Annotated in this window: 21 protein-coding genes; 11 read left to right on the top strand and 10 right to left on the bottom strand. The window is 67.9% G+C overall.

From position 1 onward, the window contains the following. Positions 1-59 precede the first annotated feature (59 nt). Together OHS71_RS21110 and OHS71_RS21115 are read right to left on the bottom strand one after the other, a co-directional pair. Positions 60-1,142 (bottom strand): inositol-3-phosphate synthase, encoded by a 1,083-nt coding sequence (locus OHS71_RS21110; protein WP_328480933.1) that lies wholly within the window; start codon positions 1,140-1,142, stop codon positions 60-62. 44 nt (positions 1,143-1,186) lie between these two features. After that, positions 1,187-1,870: a PadR family transcriptional regulator gene (locus OHS71_RS21115; RefSeq protein WP_328480934.1), complete on the bottom strand. Its 684-nt coding sequence runs from the start codon at positions 1,868-1,870 to the stop codon at positions 1,187-1,189. A gap of 351 nt (positions 1,871-2,221) precedes the next feature. Between OHS71_RS21115 and OHS71_RS21120 the strand changes: the two genes are divergently transcribed. Both OHS71_RS21120 and OHS71_RS21125 read left to right on the top strand, forming a co-directional pair. Next, a complete protein-coding gene (locus OHS71_RS21120) occupies positions 2,222-4,900 on the top strand; it encodes a transglycosylase domain-containing protein (protein WP_328480935.1) in 2,679 nt (892 codons plus the stop codon). 131 nt (positions 4,901-5,031) lie between these two features. Then, positions 5,032-6,531, top strand: a complete 1,500-nt coding sequence (locus tag OHS71_RS21125; RefSeq protein ID WP_328480936.1) for a glycosyltransferase family 87 protein — start codon at positions 5,032-5,034, stop codon at positions 6,529-6,531. A gap of 135 nt (positions 6,532-6,666) precedes the next feature. Here the strand turns inward: OHS71_RS21125 and OHS71_RS21130 are convergent, their stop codons facing one another. From OHS71_RS21130 to OHS71_RS21140, 3 genes are all read right to left on the bottom strand, one after another. Next, on the bottom strand, positions 6,667-7,698 hold the full coding sequence (locus OHS71_RS21130) for an alanine racemase (RefSeq protein ID WP_328480937.1): 1,032 nt from the start codon (positions 7,696-7,698) through the stop codon (positions 6,667-6,669). A gap of 92 nt (positions 7,699-7,790) precedes the next feature. Then, positions 7,791-8,912: a peptidoglycan bridge formation glycyltransferase FemX gene (femX, locus tag OHS71_RS21135; RefSeq protein ID WP_328480938.1), complete on the bottom strand. Its 1,122-nt coding sequence runs from the start codon at positions 8,910-8,912 to the stop codon at positions 7,791-7,793. A gap of 214 nt (positions 8,913-9,126) precedes the next feature. Continuing rightward, the gene (locus OHS71_RS21140) at positions 9,127-9,438 is read right to left on the bottom strand and encodes a hypothetical protein (RefSeq protein ID WP_328480939.1); all 312 of its coding nucleotides are present in this window, start codon (positions 9,436-9,438) and stop codon (positions 9,127-9,129) included. Positions 9,439-9,724: 286 nt separating this feature from the next. Here OHS71_RS21140 and rpsF point away from each other — a divergent pair, with 286 nt between their 5' ends. The 4 genes from rpsF to rplI all read left to right on the top strand — a co-directional run bounded on the left by rpsF (position 9,725) and on the right by rplI (position 11,493). Further along, on the top strand, positions 9,725-10,015 hold the full coding sequence (gene rpsF, locus OHS71_RS21145) for a 30S ribosomal protein S6 (protein WP_006604399.1): 291 nt from the start codon (positions 9,725-9,727) through the stop codon (positions 10,013-10,015). Between the two features lie 78 nt (positions 10,016-10,093). Beyond that, the gene (locus tag OHS71_RS21150) at positions 10,094-10,708 is read left to right on the top strand and encodes a single-stranded DNA-binding protein (RefSeq protein ID WP_328480940.1); all 615 of its coding nucleotides are present in this window, start codon (positions 10,094-10,096) and stop codon (positions 10,706-10,708) included. A gap of 83 nt (positions 10,709-10,791) precedes the next feature. Then, on the top strand, positions 10,792-11,028 hold the full coding sequence (rpsR, locus tag OHS71_RS21155) for a 30S ribosomal protein S18 (protein ID WP_020130672.1): 237 nt from the start codon (positions 10,792-10,794) through the stop codon (positions 11,026-11,028). Positions 11,029-11,046: 18 nt separating this feature from the next. Beyond that, on the top strand, positions 11,047-11,493 hold the full coding sequence (gene rplI / locus OHS71_RS21160; protein WP_328480941.1) for a 50S ribosomal protein L9: 447 nt from the start codon (positions 11,047-11,049) through the stop codon (positions 11,491-11,493). Positions 11,494-11,641: 148 nt separating this feature from the next. Here rplI and OHS71_RS21165 read toward each other — a convergent pair whose 3' ends face one another. Beyond that, positions 11,642-12,979: an MATE family efflux transporter gene (locus OHS71_RS21165; RefSeq protein ID WP_328480942.1), complete on the bottom strand. Its 1,338-nt coding sequence runs from the start codon at positions 12,977-12,979 to the stop codon at positions 11,642-11,644. A 458-nt stretch (positions 12,980-13,437) separates the two neighbouring features. Between OHS71_RS21165 and dnaB the strand changes: the two genes are divergently transcribed. Together dnaB and OHS71_RS21175 are read left to right on the top strand one after the other, a co-directional pair. Beyond that, positions 13,438-14,916: a replicative DNA helicase gene (gene dnaB / locus OHS71_RS21170; protein WP_328480943.1), complete on the top strand. Its 1,479-nt coding sequence runs from the start codon at positions 13,438-13,440 to the stop codon at positions 14,914-14,916. A 58-nt stretch (positions 14,917-14,974) separates the two neighbouring features. Further along, positions 14,975-16,360, top strand: coding sequence for a serine hydrolase domain-containing protein (locus OHS71_RS21175; protein WP_328480944.1), 1,386 nt, complete (start codon positions 14,975-14,977; stop codon positions 16,358-16,360). A gap of 94 nt (positions 16,361-16,454) precedes the next feature. Here the strand turns inward: OHS71_RS21175 and OHS71_RS21180 are convergent, their stop codons facing one another. Next, positions 16,455-16,907 carry a GNAT family N-acetyltransferase gene (locus OHS71_RS21180; protein WP_328480945.1) on the bottom strand — a complete coding sequence of 151 codons (453 nt, stop codon included), beginning with the start codon at positions 16,905-16,907 and terminating at the stop codon, positions 16,455-16,457. A gap of 10 nt (positions 16,908-16,917) precedes the next feature. Continuing rightward, on the bottom strand, positions 16,918-17,391 hold the full coding sequence (locus tag OHS71_RS21185) for a MarR family winged helix-turn-helix transcriptional regulator (RefSeq protein WP_328480946.1): 474 nt from the start codon (positions 17,389-17,391) through the stop codon (positions 16,918-16,920). A 141-nt stretch (positions 17,392-17,532) separates the two neighbouring features. Here OHS71_RS21185 and OHS71_RS21190 point away from each other — a divergent pair, with 141 nt between their 5' ends. Beyond that, complete coding sequence (locus tag OHS71_RS21190; protein WP_328480947.1) at positions 17,533-18,759, top strand: MFS transporter; 1,227 nt, start codon at positions 17,533-17,535, stop codon at positions 18,757-18,759. Positions 18,760-18,928: 169 nt separating this feature from the next. Beyond that, positions 18,929-19,348 (top strand): GlcG/HbpS family heme-binding protein, encoded by a 420-nt coding sequence (locus OHS71_RS21195; protein ID WP_328480948.1) that lies wholly within the window; start codon positions 18,929-18,931, stop codon positions 19,346-19,348. Between the two features lie 78 nt (positions 19,349-19,426). Here the strand turns inward: OHS71_RS21195 and OHS71_RS21200 are convergent, their stop codons facing one another. After that, positions 19,427-20,293 (bottom strand): GNAT family N-acetyltransferase, encoded by an 867-nt coding sequence (locus OHS71_RS21200; RefSeq protein ID WP_328480949.1) that lies wholly within the window; start codon positions 20,291-20,293, stop codon positions 19,427-19,429. A gap of 192 nt (positions 20,294-20,485) precedes the next feature. Here OHS71_RS21200 and OHS71_RS21205 point away from each other — a divergent pair, with 192 nt between their 5' ends. Then, positions 20,486-21,118 carry an HAD family hydrolase gene (locus tag OHS71_RS21205; RefSeq protein WP_328480950.1) on the top strand — a complete coding sequence of 211 codons (633 nt, stop codon included), beginning with the start codon at positions 20,486-20,488 and terminating at the stop codon, positions 21,116-21,118. A 110-nt stretch (positions 21,119-21,228) separates the two neighbouring features. On the opposite strand, the gene OHS71_RS21210 is transcribed toward OHS71_RS21205, so the two are convergent. Further along, positions 21,229-21,711 (bottom strand): NUDIX hydrolase, encoded by a 483-nt coding sequence (locus OHS71_RS21210; protein WP_328480951.1) that lies wholly within the window; start codon positions 21,709-21,711, stop codon positions 21,229-21,231.

Below are 21,711 nucleotides of genomic sequence, written 5' to 3' on the forward strand. Positions count from 1 at the left end.
TCGGTGACCCGGGGACCTTCTCAGCCCTGGCAGGAGCGAATTTCCCGCGTGGGGTCGAGTCAGCGCTCGACCTCGCCGCGGATGAACTTCTCGACGTTGGCGAAGGCCTCGTCGTCGAAGTACTGGACCGGCGGGGACTTCATGAAGTACGAGGACGCCGACAGGATCGGACCACCGATGCCGCGGTCCTTGGCGATCTTCGCGGCGCGCAGGGCGTCGATGATGACGCCCGCGGAGTTCGGGGAGTCCCAGACCTCGAGCTTGTACTCCAGGTTCAGCGGGACGTCGCCGAAGGCACGGCCCTCGAGGCGGACGTACGCCCACTTGCGGTCGTCCAGCCAGGCCACGTAGTCCGACGGACCGATGTGGACGTTCTTCTCGCCCAGGTCGCGGTCGGGGATCTGCGAGGTGACGGCCTGCGTCTTCGAGATCTTCTTGGACTCGAGGCGGTCGCGCTCCAGCATGTTCTTGAAGTCCATGTTGCCGCCGACGTTGAGCTGCATGGTGCGCTCGAGCCGGACCCCGCGGTCCTCGAACAGCTTGGCCATCACACGGTGCGTGATGGTGGCGCCGACCTGCGACTTGATGTCGTCACCGACGATCGGGACGCCCGCCTCGGTGAACTTGTCCGCCCACTCCTTGGTGCCGGCGATGAAGACCGGGAGGGCGTTGACGAACGCGACCTTGGCGTCGATGGCGGCCTGGGCGTAGAACTTCGCCGCGCTCTCGGATCCGACGGGCAGGTAGCAGATCAGGACGTCGACCTGCTTGTCCTTGAGGACCTGGACCACGTCGACGGGGGCCTCGGCGGACTCCTCGATGGTCTCGCGGTAGTACTTGCCGAGACCGTCCAGGGTGTGGCCGCGCTGGACCGTGACGCCCTTGTTGGGGACGTCGCAGATCTTGATGGTGTTGTTCTCGCTGGCACCGATGGCGTCCGAGAGGTCGAGGCCGACCTTCTTCGCGTCGACGTCGAAGGCGGCGACGAACTCGACGTCACCGACGTGGTAGTCGCCGAACTGCACGTGCATCAGACCCGGGACCTTGGACGCCGGGTCGGCGTCCTTGTAGTACTCGACGCCCTGTACCAGCGAGGCGGCGCAGTTGCCCACGCCGACGATGGCTACGCGAACCGAACCCATTCCGGTTGCTCCCTGTGTGTACGAGTGAGTCCCTGAACGGGCGCTCACGTGGCGGTTTCGTCGGGCAGATCCGTCCTGGGGGTGTCCCCGGGACGGGGCAGGCCGCCCGTCGATCCAGATGTGGTGTTCTGTTGAGCGGAGTCACCGGAGGCGGAACCCGTGAGGTCCCGTCCGGCCCGCTCGCTCTCGATCAGCTCGTTCAGCCAGCGCACTTCGCGCTCCACGGACTCCATACCGTGGCGCTGAAGCTCGAGCGTGTAGTCGTCGAGGCGCTCCCGGGTGCGCGCCAGGGAGGCGCGCATCTTCTCGAGGCGCTCCTCCAGCCGGCTGCGGCGGCCCTCCAGTACGCGCATGCGTACATCGCGTGACGTCTGCCCGAAGAAGGCGAAACGAGCGGCGAAGTGTTCGTCCTCGTACGCGTCGGGACCTGTCTGCGAGAGCAGTTCCTCGAAGTGTTCCTTACCCTCCGCCGTCAACCGGTAGACGATCTTGGCGCGACGCCCCGCCAGTGGAGCGGCGAGGGCGTCTTCATGGGTGTTTCCCGGCTCCTCGATCAACCAGCCGTTGATGACCAGCGTCTTGAGGCAGGGATAGAGCGTGCCGTAGCTGAACGCACGGAACACCCCCAGTGACGTATTGAGTCGTTTGCGCAGCTCATAGCCGTGCATCGGGGACTCGCGGAGAAGGCCCAGGACGGCGAACTCGAGGATCCCGGCACGCCGGCTCATCGTCGCCTCCTCTCGGCTATGTCGCGCTGATGTATCGACTCGATACATCAGCACGATAGAACGGCCTTCCGGATGGGACAAGGGGAGAAAGGGTGAACGGGATCACATCGCCGATTCGTTGGAGGTGAGTTGCCTGGTTTGGGGTGAACTTCGGGGCTAGGCGGGTTTTGGCGGTGCGTAGTCTGTGCGCCATGCAGACCACCGGGACCCATGAGACGCCGGGGGGCGTCGAGGTCCTCGGTGCCGTACGGGTGAATGCGCGACCGACCGCATCCGTACTTCGGGGGGACAGGAAACCAGCCGCCTTTTCCAGGCGCGCACGGATGCGCCTGCCCGAGGAGTAATCGTTCGATGAGCGAGCACCGTCGCAAACCGCCGCAGTCGCAGGAAGGCGGACGTGCCGCGGCCCGACGCGGCCAGTCCGGTCCGTCCTCCGGCCGCCGCGCGGCACCGCGAGGCGCCACCGGATCTCCTTCCGACTACGGGTTGGGTTATGGGGTCGGAGGCGAGGAGCAGTCACAAGGCAGCCGCGCCGAGTCCCGGCGCGCGTCCCAGAGAGACTCGGGCGGGCGGCGCAGAGCGGCCGAGCCCGCAGGGGGCCGTCGTGGCGCCCCGGCCGGTCCTGGACGGGGCAGAGGGCGCCCTGCGCCCGACAGCAAGCGTCTGATCGACTACCCGCGGTCCGGCAAATACGGCTGGCGGCGCTGGACGCCGTCCTGGAAGCTCGTCACGGGTCTGTTCGTCGGCTTCGTGGGCAGCCTGGTGGCCGTGGCGGGCATCGGATACGCCATGGTGGGCATCCCGGACGTCGCCAAGACGGCGACGGCGCAGAACAACGTCTACTACTGGAAGGACGGCAGCCAGATGGTTGCCACCGGTGGTGAGACGAACCGGCAGAACATCGGCCTCTCGCAGATCCCGGAGGAGATGCGCTGGGCGGTGATCTCGCAGGAGAACAAGACCTTCTACGACGACAGCGGCATCGACCCCAAGGGCATCGCCCGTGCCGTGTTCAACATGGCCCGGGGCGGACAGACGCAGGGTGGATCCACCATCACCCAGCAGTACGTCAAGAACGCCATGCTGAACGACCAGTCGCAGACGATCTCCCGGAAGTTCAAGGAGATCTTCGTGTCCATCAAGGTGGGCGCGGAGGTCGACAAGGACCAGATCATGGCCGGCTACCTGAACTCCGCGTACTACGGGCGCAACGCCTACGGAATCCAGGCCGCGGCCCGTGCCTACTTCAACAAGGACGCGATCAAGCTCAGCCCGGGCGAGTGCGCCTTCCTGGCCGCCATGCTGAAGGGCGCCACGTACTACGACCCCGCCGGCGCGACCTCCGTCGACTCGGTCGGCGCCACGGCCGAGGCCAACAGCAGGCGGGCGCTGCGCCAGATGCAGGACACCCTGGACAAGATGGTCGAGTACGGCCATCTGGACGCCTCGGTGCGGGCCAAGTACACCGCTCTTCCCAAGTGGCAGAACCCCCGGTCGAACACCGACCTCAAGGGCCAGATCGGCTACCTGGTCGACCTCGCCAACGGCTACCTGGTCACCAACAGCAAGAAGACCGGGATCACCCCGGACCTGCTTCAGCAGGGCGGCTACTCGATCTACACGACCTTCGACAAGAACAAGGTCAAGGAGCTCGAGGAATCGGTCACGAAGGTCCAGAAGGCCAACATCAAGCCGAAGGAACGGCCGGAGACCGATACGCACGTCCAGTTCGGCGGCGCGTCCGTGGAACCGGACACCGGTGCCATCCGGGCCGTCTACGGCGGTGAGGACGCCACCAAGCACTTCACCGACAACGCCGACCAGACCGGTGCCCAGGTCGGTTCGACGTTCAAGCCGTTCGTGCTGGCCGCCGCGATGACGTGGGGCGTGCGGGATCCGGATCTGGGGTCGTCGCAGGCGCAGGACGAACGCACCATCGTGTCACCCAAGAGCCTGTTCAGCGGCAAGAACAAGCTCAAGATCGAGAACTACGACGGTTCGGTCTGGAAGAACGAGAAGGGTGAGGAGTGGCTTCAGACCAATGACGGCAACGTCTCCCTCGGCTCTCCGCCCAAGTTCAAGATCGATCTGCGTGAGGCGATGCGTGAGTCGGTGAACTCCGCCTTCGTGCAGCTCGGCATGGACGTCGGTCTGGACAAGGTGAAGGACTCCGCGGTCAGCGCGGGTCTGAAGCCGTCCAGCCTGACCAACAGCGGATTCCCGTCGTTCTCGATCGGCATCTCCGACCCGAGCGCGATCCGGATGGCGGGCGCGTACGCCACCTTCGCCGCCAGCGGCAAGCAGCGTGATCCTTACTCCGTGGAGAAGGTCACGAGCGAGAAGGGCCAGATCTTCACGCACGAGAACGAGACGAAGCAGGCGTTCACCTCGAAGGTCGCCGACAACGTCACCGACGTCCTGAAGACCGTGGTGGAGAAGGGCACCGGTACCAACGCCCAGCTGCCCGGCCGTGAGGTGGCCGGAAAGACCGGTACCACCGACGGCAACAAGTCGGCCTGGTTCGTGGGCTACACCCCGCAGCTGTCGACCGCCGTCACCATGTTCCGCTACGACGACGACGAGTCGAACAAGAACCGTACGTTCTTGAAGATGTTCGGAACAGGTGGCCAGAAGAAGATCCACGGCGCCTCGTTCCCGGCGCAGATCTGGCACGACTACATGGCCGAGGCGCTGAAGGGCACCGACCCGAAGGACTTCCCCGAGCCCGAGCCCATCGGTGAGGTCGTCAACGCGGAGCCGTCCCCCACTCCGACGCCCTCGGTGACCGAGACCGAGGAGGAGTCTTCTTCTCCGTCTCCGACTCCCAGTGAGCCGGAGGTCGAGCCTTCGCCCTCGGCGACCGAGACCTGCTCCAATTTCTTCGACTGCGGCGATGTCGGCGGTGGGACGAACAACGGGAACGACAACGGCGGAACTGGGGAATCCAGTCCCTCGCCGTCCGTCACGGAGTCGAGCGGCAACTCGAGAGGCAACGGAAACGGCGGCTTCTTCGGAGGACCGGCCGGCTGACCGCGCTGTCCCCCGTCTTGGGTGTTTCACGTGAAACATCCGGATGTTTCACGTGAAACGAGGGCCGCTCCATCGAACGAGGTGGGGCGGCCCTCGGTGTTTTCCTAGGTCCGTACGGCAGGATGTGGCTCATGCCCAGTGCAGAATCGACGCCGACGCGCGTGCACGAGCCGGATCCGGTAAGGCCGACCAGGGAGGACCCCGTGGCCGCGGCCGGCAGTGAGCTGTTCGGTGGCCCCCTCGGCCGACGGGCCCTGACCGGGACGTCCTGGTGGACTCCCGTGCGGATCATCGCGCTCGTGGCGATCGGGATGTTCGCCCTGGGGCTGATCCAGAAGGCGCCCTGCTACAACGGCGGCTGGTTCTTCGGCGCCACCTCCCAGTACACACATGCGTGCTACTCGGACATCCCGCACCTTTACCAGGGGCGCGGTTTCGCCGACGGACTCGTGCCGTACTTCGACAAGCTCCCCGGCGACATGGACTACCTCGAGTACCCGGTGCTGACCGGCGTGTTCATGGAGGTGGCGAACTGGCTGACGCCGGGCGGCGGCAGCATCCAGGACCAGGAGCAGTGGTACTGGATGGTCAACGCCGGGATGCTGATGGCGTGCGCAGCCGTCATCGCCGTCTGCGTGACCCGGACGCACGCCCGGCGTCCCTGGGACGGCCTGCTGGTCGCCCTGGCGCCCGCTTTCGCGCTGACCGCGACCATCAACTGGGACCTGCTGGCGGTCGCTCTGACGGCCGCGGCGATGCTCATGTGGTCACGGGGCCGGTCCCTCGCCTTCGGTGTCCTGCTGGGACTCGCCACGGCCGCCAAGCTCTACCCCGTCTTCCTCCTCGGTCCCCTGTTCGTGCTGTGCTGGCGTGCGGGCAAATGGCGGGACTTCGGCAAGGCCCTGGGCGGTGCGGCCGTCGCCTGGCTGGTGGTGAACCTGCCCGTCATGCTGTTCGCCTTCGAGGGGTGGTCGAAGTTCTACCGGTTCAGTCAGGAGCGGGGCGTCGACTTCGGCTCCTTCTGGCTGATCATGGCGCAGAACTCCAAGGACCCCCTCACCACCGACAGCGTCAACACCCTCGCCACGCTTCTCGTCGTGCTGTGCGCTGTGGGGATCGCCGCGCTGGCGCTGACCGCGCCCCGCCGTCCCCGCTTCGCCCAGCTGGCCTTCCTGATCGTGGCCGCCTTCATCCTCACCAACAAGGTCTACTCACCGCAGTACGTCCTGTGGCTGGTGCCGCTTGCGGTGCTGGCCCGGCCGAAGTGGCGGGACTTCCTGATCTGGCAGGCGTGCGAGGTCGCCTACTTCCTGGGCATCTGGATGTACCTCGCCTACACGTCGAGCGGGGACGCCCACAAGGGCCTGCCGACCGACGGCTACCACTGGGCCATCGGCGTCCACCTGCTGGGGACGCTCTACCTGTGCGGCGTCGTCGTACGCGACATCCTGATGCCGGAGCGGGACGTGGTGCGGCAGGCGGGGGACGACGACCCCTCGGGCGGGGTGCTCGACGGTGCGGAGGACGCCTTCGTCCTCGGAGCCGCGGCGCATCCGCCCCGGCACGCCTCCCACTTCGACGGGCCGCAGGTGGACTGGGGAAAGCCCGAGGCCATCGACAGTTCGCCCTGAGCGAACAGGGCCGTCACTGAGGCTTCCTGGCCCAGGCAGCGGGTCATGGGAAAGGCCGTACACGGACTCCGTGTACGGCCTTTGCCGTGGCCGCCTTGGTTCAGCGCTCGCCCTTCAGCGGTCCGCTCCCGCGCTTCAGCGGTCCACGATCCGGTCGAACTGGGTGGTGGTGTGCCGCAGATGGGCTACCAGCTCGTCGCCGACGTGCGGCTCGGGCGCGTCCGAGGGCACGAACAGGATGGACACCTGCATGTGCGGCGGCTCGGCGAACCACCGCTGCTTCCCGCCCCAGACGAAGGGCGAGAGGTTCCGGTTCACCGTGGCGAGGCCGGCCCGGGCGACGCCCTTGGCGCGCGGCATGACGCCGTGCAGGGCCTTGGGGGCCTCCAGACCCACCCCGTGCGACGTGCCGCCCGCCACGACCACCAGGAAGCCGTCGGAGGCCGCCTTCTGCTGCCGGTAGCCGAAGCGGTCACCCTTGGCGACCCGTGTGACGTCGAGGACCGCCCCGCGGTACTCGGTGGCCTCGTGGTCCCCCAGCCACAGCCGCGTGCCGATCCGGGCGCGGAAGCGGGTCTGCGGGAACTGCTGCCGCAGCCGGGCGAGTTCGTCGGCCTTCAGGTGGCTGACGAACATCGTGTGCAGCGGCAGACGGGCCGCGCGCAGCCGGTCCATCCAGCCGATGACCTCCTCGACGGCGTCGGAGCCGTCCGTGCGGTCCAACGGCAGGTGGATGGCGAACCCTTCCAGCCTGACGTTCTCGATGGCGGCGTGCAGCTGCGGCAGGTCCTGCTCGCTGATGCCGTGCCGCTTCATCGACGACATCACCTCGATGACCACACGAGCGCCCACGAGGCCGTACACGCCGTCGACCGACGACACCGAGCGCACCACCCGGTCGGGCAGCGGAACGGGCTCCTCACCGCGCCGGTACGGCGTCAGCACCAGAAGGTCACCGCCGAAGAAGTCCTTGATGCGCGCGGCCTCGTACGTCGTGCCGACGGCGAGGACGTCCGAGCCCAGCCGGGTGGCCTCCTCCGCCAGCCGGTCGTGCCCGAAGCCGTAGCCGTTGCCCTTGCAGACCGGGACGAGTCCCGGGAACTGGTCCTGCACATGCTTGTGGTGCGCCCGCCAGCGCGCGGTGTCGACGTAGAGGGTGAGCGCCATGGCCGGACCTGGGACCTTTCTCGTGGCTGCGGTGGGGGAAACGCCTCGGAGGTGGCGGAGGCGTCAGAGGTATGGAATCACCGAACGTGACGTCAGCGGCGCGACATGTAGATGTCGAGAGCCTTGTGGAGCAGCTTGTTCAGCGGGAAGTCCCACTCGCCGAGGTACTCCGCGGCCTGTCCGCCCGTGCCGACCTTGAACTGGATGAGGCCGAAGAGGTGGTCGGTCTCGTCCAGCGAGTCGGAGATGCCACGCAGGTCGTAGACGGTCCCGCCGAGCGCGTAGGCGTCGCGCAGCATCCGCCACTGCATCGCGTTCGAGGGGCGGAACTCGCGGCCGATGTTGTCGGACGCGCCGTACGAGTACCAGACGTGCCCGCCGACGATCAGCATCGTCGCCGCCGCGAGGTTCACGCCGTTGTGGCGGGCGAAGTACAGCCGCATACGGTTGGGGTCCTCGGTGTTGAGGGCCGACCACATGCGCTGGAAGTAGGACAGCGGGCGCGGCCGGAAGTGGTCCCGCACGGCCGTGATCTCGTACAGCCGCTGCCACTCCTCGAGGTCGTGGTAACCGCCCTGGACGACCTCGACGCCGGCCTTCTCCGCCTTCTTGATGTTGCGGCGCCACAGCTGGTTGAAGTTCCTGTGGACCTCTTCGAGGGAACGGTTCGCCAGCGGCACCTGGTACACGTAACGCGGCTGGACGTCGCCGAAGCCGGCGCCGCCGTCCTCGCCCTGCTGCCAGCCCATGCGGCGCAGCTTGTCGGCCACCTCGAAGGCGCGCGGCTCGATGAAGTCGGCCTCGATGTCGCGCAGTCGCTTCACGTCCGGGTTCTGGATGCCCGCCTTGATGGAGGTGGCCTCCCAGCGCCGGATGATCACCGGCGGGCCCATCTTCACCGAGAAGGCGCCCTGTTGCTTGAGGTGCGCCAGCATCGGTTCCAGCCAGTCGGTCAGATTCGGCGCGTACCAGTTGATGACCGGACCCTCGGGAAGGTAGGCCAGGTAGCGCTTGATCTTGGGCAGTTGGCGGTAGAGGACCAGGCCCACGCCGACCAGTTCACCGGTCCGCTCGTCGAACCAGCCGAGGTTCTCCGAACGCCACTCGGCCTTGACATCGGCCCAGGCCGGAACCTGCATGTGGCTCGCCGACGGCAGGCTCTGGATGTATGCCAGATGCTGCTCGCGGCTGATCGTCCTCAGGGTCAGGCTCATTCGGGGCGCTCCTCGGGCTGGTGTGTCCCCATGGGTACAGGGGCTCCGGCTCTCGCGCCGAAGCCTACTGCGCCTGGCGAGCGGCCTGACTGGGCGTACGGAACCTGCGCCCCGGCCCGTGCGCGGCCGGGGCGTTCCGTCCGGATTCGTAGGTGTCCTGTGTGACGTGCGGCGCGGTCGGGGCCCGTGGCGCGGGCGCCGGCGCCGCTCTAGGTCACCAGATTCCGCCGAAGAGGCCACCGTGGGCCATACCGATGAAGAAGCCGACGCCTGCGGTACCGAGACCCACGATCAGACCGAAGCGCTCACGGGTGGTCTCGGAGATCCACTGTCCGTACGCACCGGTGAGGATTCCCACCAGGCCGGCCCAGGAGCTGAGCAGATGGAGGCTGTGGAAGAACGACGTGATGAACGCCGTCACCCCGAGCACCAGGGTCACCGCGAGCAGGGTGTCCTGGAGCGGATGGGCTTTGCCGTCGGTGGCGAAGAGAGATCCGGCGGTGTTGGGTCGCAATGCCTGTGCCATGTGGCACCTCCTGCGGAAGCGGCGCATCGTAGCGCCATACACACCCGACGTGTACAGACTGACGGTCATCCACGCCGGATTTCAACCGGAAGCACGTGTGCAGGTAGTCTGTACCCTCTGCACCGGTGTCTGCCCAGGCCTAGCCAGGGAATCCGTCCAGCTGAGAACGGGGAAGTCGCAGGCCGACCCCCGATTGTCAGTGGCGGCCGATACCGTTGCGTACGCATCACAACCCTCCTGCCACGGATCGACCGTGGCCGCTGAGTCCGAAGGAGGTGGGTTCCACATGCGTCACTACGAAGTGATGGTCATCCTCGACCCCGATCTCGAAGAGCGCGCTGTCTCCCCGCTGATCGAGAACTTCCTCTCCGTTGTCCGTGAGGGCAACGGCAAGGTGGAGAAGGTCGACACCTGGGGCCGTCGTCGTCTCTCGTACGAGATCAAGAAGAAGCCCGAGGGCATCTACTCGGTCATCGACCTGCAGGCCGAGCCTGCGGTCGTCAAGGAGCTCGACCGCCAGATGAACCTGAACGAGTCGGTCCTCCGGACCAAGGTCCTCCGTCCCGAGACCCACTGAGCTCTCCAGCTCAGCTGATCTCGGGATTCTGAGTAGCAGCACAAGCAGCCAGCAGCAAACCCGCCGAGAGGTTCCCCCATGGCAGGCGAGACCGTCATCACGGTCGTCGGCAATCTTGTCGACGACCCCGAGCTGCGCTTCACCCCCTCCGGTGCGGCGGTCGCGAAGTTCCGTGTCGCGTCCACTCCCCGCACCTTCGACCGCCAGACGAACGAGTGGAAGGACGGCGAGAGCCTGTTCCTGACCTGCTCGGTCTGGCGTCAGGCGGCGGAGAACGTCGCGGAGTCGCTCCAGCGAGGCATGCGCGTCATCGTGCAGGGCCGGCTGAAGCAGCGGTCCTACGAGGACCGTGAGGGTGTCAAGCGCACGGTCTACGAACTGGACGTCGAGGAAGTCGGCGCCAGTCTGCGCAGTGCCACGGCCAAGGTCACCAAGGCTTCCGGCCGCGGTGGCCAGGGCGGCCAGGGTGGTTACGGCGGCGGCTCCGGTGGCGGCGGCCAGGCCGGCGGCGGCTGGGGTGGAAACTCCGGCGGCGGCCAGCAGGGTGGCGGCGCTCCGGCAGACGACCCGTGGGCGACCGGCGCTCCCGCCGGTGGCAACCAGGGCGGCGGGCAGTCCGGTGGCGGCTGGGGTGGAAACTCCGGCGGCAGCGGCGGCTCCGGTGGCGGCTACTCGGACGAACCCCCCTTCTAGGCCGTTCAGGCCCGGAGGTCCGGGCCTGAACGGGTCGAAGGCGGGTTGGAATCCCTACTTCTTGATCACACAGGAGAAACACCATGGCGAAGCCGCCTGTGCGCAAGCCTAAGAAAAAGGTCTGCGCTTTCTGCAAGGACAAGGTCACGTACGTGGACTACAAGGACACGAACATGCTGCGGAAGTTCATTTCCGACCGCGGCAAGATCCGTGCCCGCCGCGTGACCGGCAACTGCACGCAGCACCAGCGTGACGTCGCCACGGCCGTCAAGAACAGCCGTGAGATGGCGCTGCTGCCGTACACCGCCCAGGCGCGATAAGGGAAGGGTGACCGACAAATGAAGATCATCCTCACCCACGAGGTCTCCGGCCTCGGTGCCGCCGGCGAAGTCGTCGACGTCAAGGACGGCTACGCTCGCAACTACCTGATCCCGCGGAACTTCGCGATCCGCTGGACCAAGGGCGGCGAGAAGGACGTCGAGCAGATCCGTCGTGCTCGCAAGATCCACGAGATCCAGACCATCGAGCAGGCCAACGCTGTGAAGGCCCGGCTCGAGGGCGTGAAGGTCCGTCTGGCTGTGCGCTCCGGCGACGCCGGTCGTCTCTTCGGTTCCGTCACCCCGGCCGACATCGCTTCCGCGATCAAGGCTGCCGGTGGTCCCGAGGTCGACAAGCGCCGCATCGAGCTCGGCTCGGCGATCAAGACCCTGGGCGCCCACGAGACGTCCGTGCGTCTGCACCCCGAGGTTGCCGCCAAGGTCAACATCGAGGTCGTCGCGGCCTGATCGCTGCGCTCGGCTTGAAGTACTGAGAGGGGCCGCACCCGGTGGGTGCGGCCCCTTCTGTCTGCGTGTGTTTCACGTGAAACGCCGTTCAGGCACCGGCCGCTTGCACCGATGTACCGTCATACGCCGTCGGTTTCACGTGAAACGGTCACCGAGTAGCACCGGTGATGACCCAGCGGCCGGAGCGGGCACGCAGCCAGAGGGTCAGCATGCGAACCACCATCATCAAAGTCATCGCTCCCCATACGGCGGTGAGACCGCCGCCGAGGACCGGTATCAGCAGGGCCACCGGGGTGAAGACAGCCAGGGTGAGCACCATGGCCCAGGCGAGATAGGGACCGTCGCCCGCGCCCATCAGTACGCCGTCCAGCACGAAGACGATGCCGCAGATGGGCTGGGAGAGCCCTACCACGAGCAGAGCGGGCAACGCTGCCTCCTTCACCGCCTGGTCACCGGTGAAGAGCGGCAGGAACAGCGGTCGGGCGATCACGACCAGCAGCCCGAGCAGAACGCCTACTGCCATCCCCCATTCGACCATGCGTCGGCAGACGGCACGGGCGCCCTGGGCGTCGTCCGCACCGAGATATCGTCCGATGATGGCCTGCCCGGCGATGGCGATGGCGTCCAGAGCGAAGGCCAGCAGACTCCACAGGCTCAGAGCGATCTGGTGCGCCGCGATGTCGTTGTCTCCCAGACGGGCGGCCACGGCGGTGGCGATCATCAGAATCGCCCTGAGTGAAAGTGTGCGCACCAGCAGCGGGACCCCGGCCTGCGCGGAAGCCCTGATGCCGACGGCGTCGGGTCGCAGCGACGCGCCATGGCGACGTGCTCCCCGGACGACCACCGCGAGATAGACCACGGCCATGCCCCACTGCGCGATCACGGTGCCCCAGGCGGAACCGGCGATACCGAGGTCCGCACCGTAGACGAGGCCGGCGTTCAGGGCGGCGTTGGCGACGAAGCCGCCGACGGCGACGTAGAGCGGCGTCCTTGTGTCCTGGAGCCCGCGCAGAACACCGGTCGCGGCCAGAACGACGAGCATGGCAGGGATGCCGAGTGCTGAGATGCGCAGATACGTCGACGCGTACGGGGCGGCGGTGTCCGAGGCGCCGAAGACTTCCACAAGCGCCGGGGCGGTGGGCAGGACGGCCACGATCACAGCGGCGCCGAGCAGCAGGGCCAGCCAGATGCCGTCCATACCCTGGCGGATGGCTGCCGGAAGGTCACCGGCGCCCATACGGCGCGCGACGGCGGCAGTGGTCGCGTAGGCGAGGAAGACGAACACACTGACGGCTGTGGTGAGAAGCGCGGACGCGACGCCGAGCCCGGCCAGTTGAGCGGTGCCCAGATGGCCGACGATCGCGCTGTCGGCCAGGACGAAGAGCGGCTCGGCGACGAGCGCGCCGAAGGCCGGGACGGCCAGTGCCACGATCTCCCGATCGTGCTGTCGCCGGGCGCGCCTGGGGGGCGCGGGAGCCTGTGTCATGACCACCAATCTAATCGTCCACAGGTAAGAGATGCAATCAGCCAGTGACCCTTACTACGCTTCGTGCGGTGCCCGCGCTCGTGCGCCGTTCGAAGAGATCTTGGCCCGACCGGGAAACTTTTTCTTCTGCACAGCCGGTGGATGGAGAAGGTGCAGGTCAGAGGCTCTCCATAAGAAAAGTCGAGGGCTTGTTCACAGCGCTGTCCACCGGGTCGTACACAGGTTTCGTGGAGTTCTCCACAGCATCGGGGCCGTCGTCCACATGGCCTGTGGATAACCAGATTGGCTGACGGTGCCCGCGGGCCTAACGTGGTCCGGCGTGTGCTCCGTCCGTCGGCCGACGAAACCCTCATAAACCCGACGCGTCACAACCGGAGTTGACGCTCTCAATTGTCAGTGCCCTGCCGTAGAAAGAAGACAGGGCGAGGTCCGCTCGGCGGACGGGAGGAGGTGGCTCGGTGAGCATTTCCGAGCCCTTGGACGACCCGTGGGCCGACAGCGGGCCCAGTGATCGTCTGCCTCCGGCCCGTCGCCGCGGCGACGGAGGACGGGGCCGGGACGAGCAGCACGATCGCGGCCGGGACAGCGGCGAGTGGGAAGGCGGTGGCACCGCCTTCGAGCGGGTACCGCCGCAGGACCTCGACGCCGAGCAGTCCGTCCTCGGCGGCATGCTCCTGTCCAAGGACGCCATCGCCGACGTGGTGGAGGTCCTCAAAGGCCACGACTTCTACAAGCCCGCGCACGAGACGATCTATCAAGCGGTCCTCGACGTCTACGCGAAGGGCGAACCGGCCGACCCCATCACGATCGCCGCCGAACTCACCAAGCGCGGCGAGATCAACAAGGTCGGCGGCGCGTCCTATCTGCACACTCTCGTCCAGACGGTGCCCACGGCCGCCAACGCCGAGTACTACGCGGAGATCGTCCACGAACGTGCCGTGCTGCGCCGCCTGGTCGAGGCCGGCACCCGCATCACGCAGATGGGATACGCGGGCGACGACGACGTCGACGAGATCGTCAACCGGGCCCAGGCCGAGATCTACGCGGTTACCGAGCAGCGCACCAGCGAGGACTACCTCCCGCTCGGCGACATCATGGAGGGCGCTCTCGACGAGATCGAGGCGATCGGCTCGCGCAGCGGCGAGATGACGGGCGTGCCGACCGGCTTCACGGACCTCGACTCGCTCACCAACGGCCTCCACCCGGGCCAGATGATCGTCATCGCGGCCCGCCCCGCCATGGGAAAGTCGACGCTCGCGCTGGACTTCGCGCGTGCGGCGTCGATCAAGCACAACCTGCCGAGCGTCATCTTCTCCCTCGAAATGGGGCGCAACGAGATCGCGATGCGCCTGCTGTCCGCCGAAGCCCGTGTCGCCCTGCACCACATGCGTTCCGGCACCATGACGGACGAGGACTGGACCCGTCTGGCCCGCCGGATGCCCGAGGTCTCCTCCGCGCCGCTCTACATCGACGACTCCCCGAACCTGTCGATGATGGAGATCCGTGCGAAATGCCGCCGGCTGAAGCAGCGCAACGACATCAAGCTCGTGATCATCGACTATCTCCAGCTGATGCAGGCCGGTGGTTCCAAGCGGTCCGAGAGCCGTCAGCAGGAGGTCTCGGACATGTCCCGTAACCTCAAGCTGCTGGCCAAGGAGCTGGAGGTCCCGGTGATCGCGCTCTCACAGCTCAACCGTGGTCCCGAGCAGCGCACGGACAAGAAGCCGATGGTGTCCGACCTGCGTGAGTCCGGCTCCATCGAGCAGGACGCGGACATGGTGATCCTGCTGCACCGCGAGGACGCCTACGAGAAGGAGTCCCCGCGCGCCGGTGAGGCCGACATCATCGTGGGCAAGCACCGTAACGGTCCGACGGCCACCATCACCGTCGCCTTCCAGGGCCACTACTCGCGCTTCGTGGACATGGCGCAGACCTGACCCGCGCCCCGGGCGAAATGAGCTCGACGCCGGTCGCGCGGGCGGGTGGACTGAGCCCATGACGACACCTCAGCAAGAGTTGCTGCCGGGCACCTCGCGGGCGCTGCTGCACCGGATCGCCGTGGCCCAGGCCGAGGGGCGGGCCCCGTCGCTCGTCGCCGCGGTCGTGCGCGACGGGCGGGCCGTGTGGCACGGGGCGCGGACCTCGGTCGACGGGCACGCGCCGGACGAGAACGTGCAGTACCGGATCGGCTCGATCACCAAGACCTTCACCGCCGTGCTCGTGCTGCGGCTACGCGACGAGGGGGTGCTCGACCTCGAGGACCCGCTGGAGAAGCACCTGCCCGGCACCGGTGCGGGGGGAGCCACGGTGGCCCAACTGCTGGCCCACACCGGTGGGTTGGCGGCCGAGACGCCCGGCCCGTGGTGGGAGCGGACTCCAGGCTCGCTGCGGCCCGAACTCGCCGACGTCCTGGGCGATCGGGCCGCGCCGCACCCCGCGGGTCGCCGTCACCACTACTCGAACCCGGGCTACTCGCTCCTGGGCTCCCTCGTGGAGCAACTCCGTGGGGCGCCCTGGGAAGAGGTATTGCGGCGTGAAGTGCTCGAACCTCTGGGTCTCGACCGGACGGGTGTTCGATCAGAGGTCCCGGCCGCAGGAGGCTGGGCGGTGCATCCCTGGGCCGATGTGCTGCTCCCCGAGCCCGCCGAGGACTTCGGACGGATGGCTCCGGCGGGCCAACTCTGGTCCACGACCGGAGACCTCGCGCGATTCGCCGCGTTCCTTGCGCGGGGCGACGACCGGGTACTGGGCGCGGAGACCCTGCGCGAGATGGCCACACCCGCGGCGCCGGCGGGGCTGACGGACGTGGTGGACGGTGCCGCCTACGGACTGGGTCTGCAGATCCAGCACCGAGACGGCCGGTTGCTGGTGGGTCACTCCGGGTCCGTGCCGGGCTTTCTGGCCACCCTGACCATCGGTGTGGCGGACGACGTCGGCGCGGTGGTGCTCGCCAACTGCACGTCCGGGGTGCAGACCTCCCAGGTGGCCTCCGACCTCGTACGCATCGTCGCCGAGGCGGAGCCGCGGATTCCCGAGCCGTGGCGTCCGCTCCGTGCGGTTGATCCGGCAGTCCTGGAGTTGGCGGGCCAGTGGCACTGGGGGACCAGTCCGCTCGCCCTGCGGGTGACGGCCGACGGACTGCTGTCCCTGGGGCCGCTGTCCGGCGATGGTCGCCGATCCCGGTTCAGGGCGAACGGGGACGGCACCTGGACCGGGCTGGAGGGCTATTACGCTGGGGAGCTCCTGCGGGCCGTACGGCGGCCGGACGGGAGCGTGGATCACCTGGACCTCGGGTCCTTCGTGCTGACGCGTCAGCCGTACGACGAGGGCGCTGCCGTGCCCGGTGGCGTCGATCCGGAGGGATGGCGCGGCATCGGCTAGCCGTCGGCAGAGGGAACCTGTTTCACGTGAAACAGGGCGCTTCCCTCTGCCGCGAGCCTTTGTACGGGGTGAGGGACCGCCCGGTACCGGGTCCTCAGAGTTGCAGTTTGAAGCCCACGTGCGAGGCGACGAAGCCGAGGCGCTCGTAGAAGCGGTGGGCGTCGGTACGCGCGGTGTCGGAGGTCAGCTGTACCAGCCGGCAGTTCTCGCGCCGCGATTCCTCGATCGCCCACTCGATGAACCGGGTGCCCAGCCCGCTGCCACGCTCGTCGGCGTGCACCCGCACGCCCTCGATGATCGACCTGGTCGCGCCCCGGCGGGAGAGTCCCGGGACGATCGTCAGCTGGAGGGTGCCGACGACGCGTCCCTCGCGGACGGCGACGACGAGACGCTGGTTCGGATCCGCGCTGAGCCGTTCCAGTGCCGCCAGATAGGGGCTGAGATCGTCCGGCGACTCGCGCTTCGCGCCCAGGGGGTCGTCCGCGAGCATGGCGACGATCGCGGGAAGGTCGTCGGCGACGGCGGCCCGTATTTCAAGATCTCCCATGCCCGCAACCCTATGCGTCCAAGGCCGCGACGGGCGCCTTCAATGACTCCACGACCCGTACCAGCGGGGTCAGTTCCGCGTTCGTGGCAGCTTCGTCGAGTGCTTCACGCAGGGCGGCGTCGTTGGTCGGGCGGGCTTCGGTGAGCAGCTTCAGGCCGGCTTCGGTGACATCGGTGTAGATGCCACGGCGGTCGGTGGGGCACAGGTAGCGCTCGAGCAGCCCGCGGTCCTCGAGCCGGGTCACCAGCCGGGTGGTCGCACTCTGGCTGAGGACGACCGCGTCGGCCACCTGCTTCATCTGCAGATGCCCGCCGACGCCGTCGTGCTGTCGGCTGAGGACGTCGAGCAGCGAGTACTCGCGCACGCTCAGTTCGTGGCCGGCCTGGAGCGCGCGCTCGATGTGGGCCTCGATCCTCCCGTGCAGGAGAGAGAGGGCACACCAGCCCTGGGCGAGAGCGGTGAGTGCGGGGTCCGTCGCAGTCATGGGGGTTCTCCTCCGTCCCGGAGCGGCTGTCACCAGGATAGAGCAATCGCGCAATAGACCGCGTTTGCCTTTAGCCCGCGTCTGCAACTATTGTGTACGCACCTTAACCGCACCTGCAATCGTCTGGAAGGTATTCTCCCCATGCCTCTCGCGCTTCTGGCTCTCGCGATCGGGGCCTTCGGAATCGGCACCACCGAGTTCGTGATCATGGGTTTGCTGCCCGAGGTCGCGGACGACTTCGGGGTCTCCATCCCCACGGCCGGCTTCCTCGTGACCGGCTACGCGCTCGGTGTCATGTTCGGCGCCCCGCTGATGACGGTCCTCGGTACCAAGGCCTCCCGCAAACGGATGCTGATGCTGCTGATAGGCCTGTTCATCGTCGGCAACCTGCTCTCCGCCGTCGCCCCTTCCTTCGCCGTGATGCTCCTCGGCCGTGTGGTGGCCTCCCTCGCCCACGGCGCCTTCTTCGGCATCGGCTCGGTCGTCGCCGCGGACCTGGTCGCCCCGGAGAAGAAGGCCGGGGCCATCGCGATGATGTTCACCGGCCTCACCGTCGCCAACGTCGTAGGAGTACCGCTGGGCACTCTCGTCGGACAGAACCTCGGCTGGCGCGTCACCTTCGCCGTCGTCGCCGTGCTCGGCGTCGCGGGGCTGGTCGGCATCGCCAAGCTCGTGCCGGACATGCCGCGGGCCGAAGGGGTGCGCCTGCGGCACGAGCTGGCCGCCTTCAAGAACGTCCAGGTGCTGCTCGCCATGGCGATGACCGTTCTCGGCTTCGGCGGCGTCTTCGCGGCCATCACCTACATCGCGCCGATGATGACCCACGTGGCCGGCTTCGCCGACGGATCCGTCACCTGGCTGCTGGTCCTCTTCGGGCTCGGCATGGTCGGCGGCAACCTCGTCGGCGGCAAGTACGCCGACCGCGCGCTGATGCCGATGCTGTACGTCTCCCTGGGTGCCTTGGCGATCGTCCTGGCGCTCTTCACGCTGACCGCGCACAACAAGGTGCTCGCGGCCCTCACGGTCGCCTTGATCGGCGCTCTGGGGTTCGCCACCGTCCCGCCGTTGCAGAAGCGTGTCCTGGACCAGGCCCACGGCGCGCCGACGCTGGCCTCGGCGGTCAACATCGGGGCCTTCAACCTCGGCAACGCGCTGTCCGCCTGGCTCGGCGGCCTCGTCATCGCCGCCGGACTGGGCTACACCGCCCCGAACTGGGTCGGCGCCGCGCTCGCCGCGGGCGCCCTGCTTCTCGCCCTGGTCTCGGCCGCGCTGGAGCGCCGCGCCGGCACCCCTGGTACCGCGGGTGCGGCAGGTGCCGTCGTCGCCGGCGGGGCGATCGCCGAGCGGCAGGCGGCCGTCCGGCGGTAGAGATCGCCGGTCACCCCGCCGCAGGAGCCGTCCCGGCACACCGGCGCCCGGCCGTCATCCGCAGCTGATCTCGACCACGCCGTCCCGCAACGCCACCTCTGCCCGACCGGCGACGCCGAACCGACCGGCGAGCCGCGCCCTCGTCGACCCCGCAAGGAGAAACCCCCTCATGAGCACCACCACCGTCGCGCCCCTGACCATCCAGGACGCCGAAGCCCTCGTCACGGCCGCCCGCCGCGCCGCCGGGGCCGAAAGGGTCACGGTCAGCGTCACCGTGCTGGACGCCGGCGGACATCTGCTGGCCTTCCGGCGCGACGACCGCGCTGTACTGATCTCAGGAGAGACGAGCACACGGAAGGCGTACACCGCGCTTCAGCTGAACGCCCCCACCTCCGACCTCGTCGACGCCGTACAGCCCGGCGGCTCCTTCCACACCCTGCCCACCGCGTTGGACCGACCGCTGCTGTTCATCGCAGGCGGGGTGCCGGTGCACCGCGACGGCCGTCTGATCGGAGCGATCGGGGTCGGAGGCGGCGCCCCGGAGCAGGACCACGACTTCGCCACGGCCGCCGTCAAGACGCTCACCTGACCTGACCTGACCTGACCCGTGTACGACAACGCCGGTCCCCAGCCATCGACGGGGACCGGCGTTGTCCGTGCCCCGGCTTCAGCCGGCTGCCACGGTGAGCGGCGCGAACCGGCGGCGCCAGTCGCCCGGCAACTCCGCGATCCCGTGGGTCATCACGGCATTGAAGGCCACGGACCGTAGACCCCGGCCTTTCACCCACGCCAGCAGTTCCTCGTGCCGCACGTCGATGTCAGTGCGCAGCGGCCGGTCGGTGTGGGCGGCGAGGGAGGTCAGCAGCGCCTTCGCGGTCTCCGTGTCCCTGGCGATCAGTGGGCCGACGACCTGAGTGTCCATGTTCGGCCAAGCGGCGGCGTAGCCGACGATCCGGCCTTCGTCCTCGGCGACGCGCAACTGGTCGGCGAAGGCAGGCAGACGGGTGATCACATGCGTGCGGTCGGTTCCGAAGACCTCCTCGTCGAGCCGGAGGATCGTGATGAGGTCCTCGGCCGTGGCGGCACGGGTGACGACGTGTGAGGCCGGCTGGTCCGGCGTGAAACGCCCACGCACCATTTCCGCCCGCCCCGTGGTCTTGAAACCCAGCTCCTCGTAGAGCGGACGGCCGTTCGGCGTGGCGTGCAGGGTCAGCGGGGTGGTGCCCATCACGGAGATGACGTGGCGCATCAGGCGTCGGCCGACGCCCTGCCTGGCGTGCCGCTCGGCGACCAGCATCATGCCGATGGCGCCGAGGGCGGGGCGGCCGTGCGGGCCGTACTCGGTGACGACACAGGCGCTGACGAGCCCGCCGTCGGGGTCGTCGATGCCGTAGCCCGTTCCGGCCGAAAGGAGGAAGCCCCATTTGTGCTCCTCGCGCGGCCACCCCCGGTCCTCGGACAAGTCAGCGCAGGCGGTGAGATCGCGGAGCGTCAGACGACGGACGGGCAGAGCGGTGAGGGAAGGAGTCGGCACGCGGGTCAGGCTGTCCGATGGGTACGCGCGGCGTCCACCTGTTTCCCTGAGACCTGCGTGCTTTTGGCCACCTCGTATCCCACCCTCACGCCACGTCGGCACCGAGAGAGTGTTTCACGTGAAACAGCGGTGACGGGCAGCGCGAAACAAGCCTCCTCAGGAACGTGACACGCTTCCCGCTAGCCTCGGGTCATGGCGAGACTTCACCTCTTCGACCTCGACGGCACGCTGCTGCACGGGACTTCCGCGCCGCTGGAGATCTCCCGTCAGCTCGGCCTGGAAGCCGAGACCATGGTGCTCGAGCAGTCGATTTCCGCGGGAATGATCGGTCCGCCGGAGTACGCGACACAGGTGCGTGACCTCTGGACCCACCTCACCGACGAGCATGTGACGGCGGCGTTCGAAGGCGCACCGTGGCTGTCACGTATCCGCGATGTCTGGGCGGAGATCAGGCGCAGGGGAGAGTACTGCGCCGTCGTGTCGCTCTCGCCCTCCTTTTTTGTGGAGAGGCTCACTGGCTGGGGCGCGCACGCGACCTGTGGATCCCGGTTTCCGATGCTCCCTTTCACCGAGCCCGTGGACCCGGCGGGAGTACTGAGCGCGGCGGCCAAGGTGCTGATCGCCGACCGGCTGTGCGTCGAGTTCGGGGTGTCCCGGGACGACTGTGTGGCGTACGGCGATTCACTTTCCGACAAGGATCTGTTCGCGACCGTTCCCGTCTCGGTGGCGGTCAACTCGGACCGTCATCTGGCGGGCCTCGCAACGCACTCCTATGTGGGACGCGATCTGTGGGACGCCTATGAACTGGTGTGCCAGGAGGACTGATGGCCAGAACGGCCAGCTCCTGAACGCAGCTGGGCGTCCGGCGCGTGTCAGGTGTGCTCCCGGCGCCGGCCGAGCGCTCCGGGCTCCGGAGCTCCCCGACGCTCCCGATTTCAGCCCAGGTCAGGCGCGTGCATGGCGCGCACGCCCTCGATGTTGCCGTCGAGATAGTGCCGTAGCGACAGCGGTACGAGGTGGACGGAGGCGATCCCGACCCGGGTGAACGGAATACGGACGATCTCGTACTCGCCGGCGGGTTCCTCGATCTCAGGGCCGTGGCGCAGGGCCGGGTCCATGGACTCCAGGCGGCAGACGAAAAAGTGCTGCACCTTCACTCCGGTCGCGCCCCCGTCCGCACCGATGTGCTCGACGGTGTCGACGAAGCAGGGCACGACGTCAGCGATCTTGGCCCCGAGTTCCTCGTGGACCTCGCGGTGAAGGGCGTCCACCACGGTCTCGTCGTCCGGTTCGACTCCGCCACCGGGCGTGACCCAGTAGGGATCCACGCCGGGCTTGGTGCGCTTGATCAGGATCAGGTTGTCGCCGTCCAGCAGAACGGCTCGTGCGGTGCGCTTGACCACGGGTCGGACGGTCAT

This window comes from Streptomyces sp. NBC_00377, assembly GCF_036075115.1.
Lineage (GTDB): Bacteria > Actinomycetota > Actinomycetes > Streptomycetales > Streptomycetaceae > Streptomyces.

What these genes read in the sequence shown, in the direction of transcription:
- OHS71_RS21110 (WP_328480933.1), bottom strand. Translation starts at nt 1,142, where the DNA reads ATGGGTTCGGTTCGCGTAGCCATCGTCGGCGTGGGCAACTGCGCCGCC.
- OHS71_RS21115 (WP_328480934.1), bottom strand. Translation starts at nt 1,870, where the DNA reads ATGAGCCGGCGTGCCGGGATCCTCGAGTTCGCCGTCCTGGGCCTTCTC.
- OHS71_RS21120 (WP_328480935.1), top strand. Translation starts at nt 2,222, where the DNA reads ATGAGCGAGCACCGTCGCAAACCGCCGCAGTCGCAGGAAGGCGGACGT.
- OHS71_RS21125 (WP_328480936.1), top strand. Translation starts at nt 5,032, where the DNA reads ATGCCCAGTGCAGAATCGACGCCGACGCGCGTGCACGAGCCGGATCCG.
- OHS71_RS21130 (WP_328480937.1), bottom strand. Translation starts at nt 7,698, where the DNA reads ATGGCGCTCACCCTCTACGTCGACACCGCGCGCTGGCGGGCGCACCAC.
- femX (WP_328480938.1), bottom strand. Translation starts at nt 8,912, where the DNA reads ATGAGCCTGACCCTGAGGACGATCAGCCGCGAGCAGCATCTGGCATAC.
- OHS71_RS21140 (WP_328480939.1), bottom strand. Translation starts at nt 9,438, where the DNA reads ATGGCACAGGCATTGCGACCCAACACCGCCGGATCTCTCTTCGCCACC.
- rpsF (WP_006604399.1), top strand. Translation starts at nt 9,725, where the DNA reads ATGCGTCACTACGAAGTGATGGTCATCCTCGACCCCGATCTCGAAGAG.
- OHS71_RS21150 (WP_328480940.1), top strand. Translation starts at nt 10,094, where the DNA reads ATGGCAGGCGAGACCGTCATCACGGTCGTCGGCAATCTTGTCGACGAC.
- rpsR (WP_020130672.1), top strand. Translation starts at nt 10,792, where the DNA reads ATGGCGAAGCCGCCTGTGCGCAAGCCTAAGAAAAAGGTCTGCGCTTTC.
- rplI (WP_328480941.1), top strand. Translation starts at nt 11,047, where the DNA reads ATGAAGATCATCCTCACCCACGAGGTCTCCGGCCTCGGTGCCGCCGGC.
- OHS71_RS21165 (WP_328480942.1), bottom strand. Translation starts at nt 12,979, where the DNA reads ATGACACAGGCTCCCGCGCCCCCCAGGCGCGCCCGGCGACAGCACGAT.
- OHS71_RS21175 (WP_328480944.1), top strand. Translation starts at nt 14,975, where the DNA reads ATGACGACACCTCAGCAAGAGTTGCTGCCGGGCACCTCGCGGGCGCTG.
- OHS71_RS21180 (WP_328480945.1), bottom strand. Translation starts at nt 16,907, where the DNA reads ATGGGAGATCTTGAAATACGGGCCGCCGTCGCCGACGACCTTCCCGCG.
- OHS71_RS21185 (WP_328480946.1), bottom strand. Translation starts at nt 17,391, where the DNA reads ATGACTGCGACGGACCCCGCACTCACCGCTCTCGCCCAGGGCTGGTGT.
- OHS71_RS21190 (WP_328480947.1), top strand. Translation starts at nt 17,533, where the DNA reads ATGCCTCTCGCGCTTCTGGCTCTCGCGATCGGGGCCTTCGGAATCGGC.
- OHS71_RS21195 (WP_328480948.1), top strand. Translation starts at nt 18,929, where the DNA reads ATGAGCACCACCACCGTCGCGCCCCTGACCATCCAGGACGCCGAAGCC.
- OHS71_RS21205 (WP_328480950.1), top strand. Translation starts at nt 20,486, where the DNA reads ATGGCGAGACTTCACCTCTTCGACCTCGACGGCACGCTGCTGCACGGG.
- OHS71_RS21210 (WP_328480951.1), bottom strand. Translation starts at nt 21,711, where the DNA reads ATGACCGTCCGACCCGTGGTCAAGCGCACCGCACGAGCCGTTCTGCTG.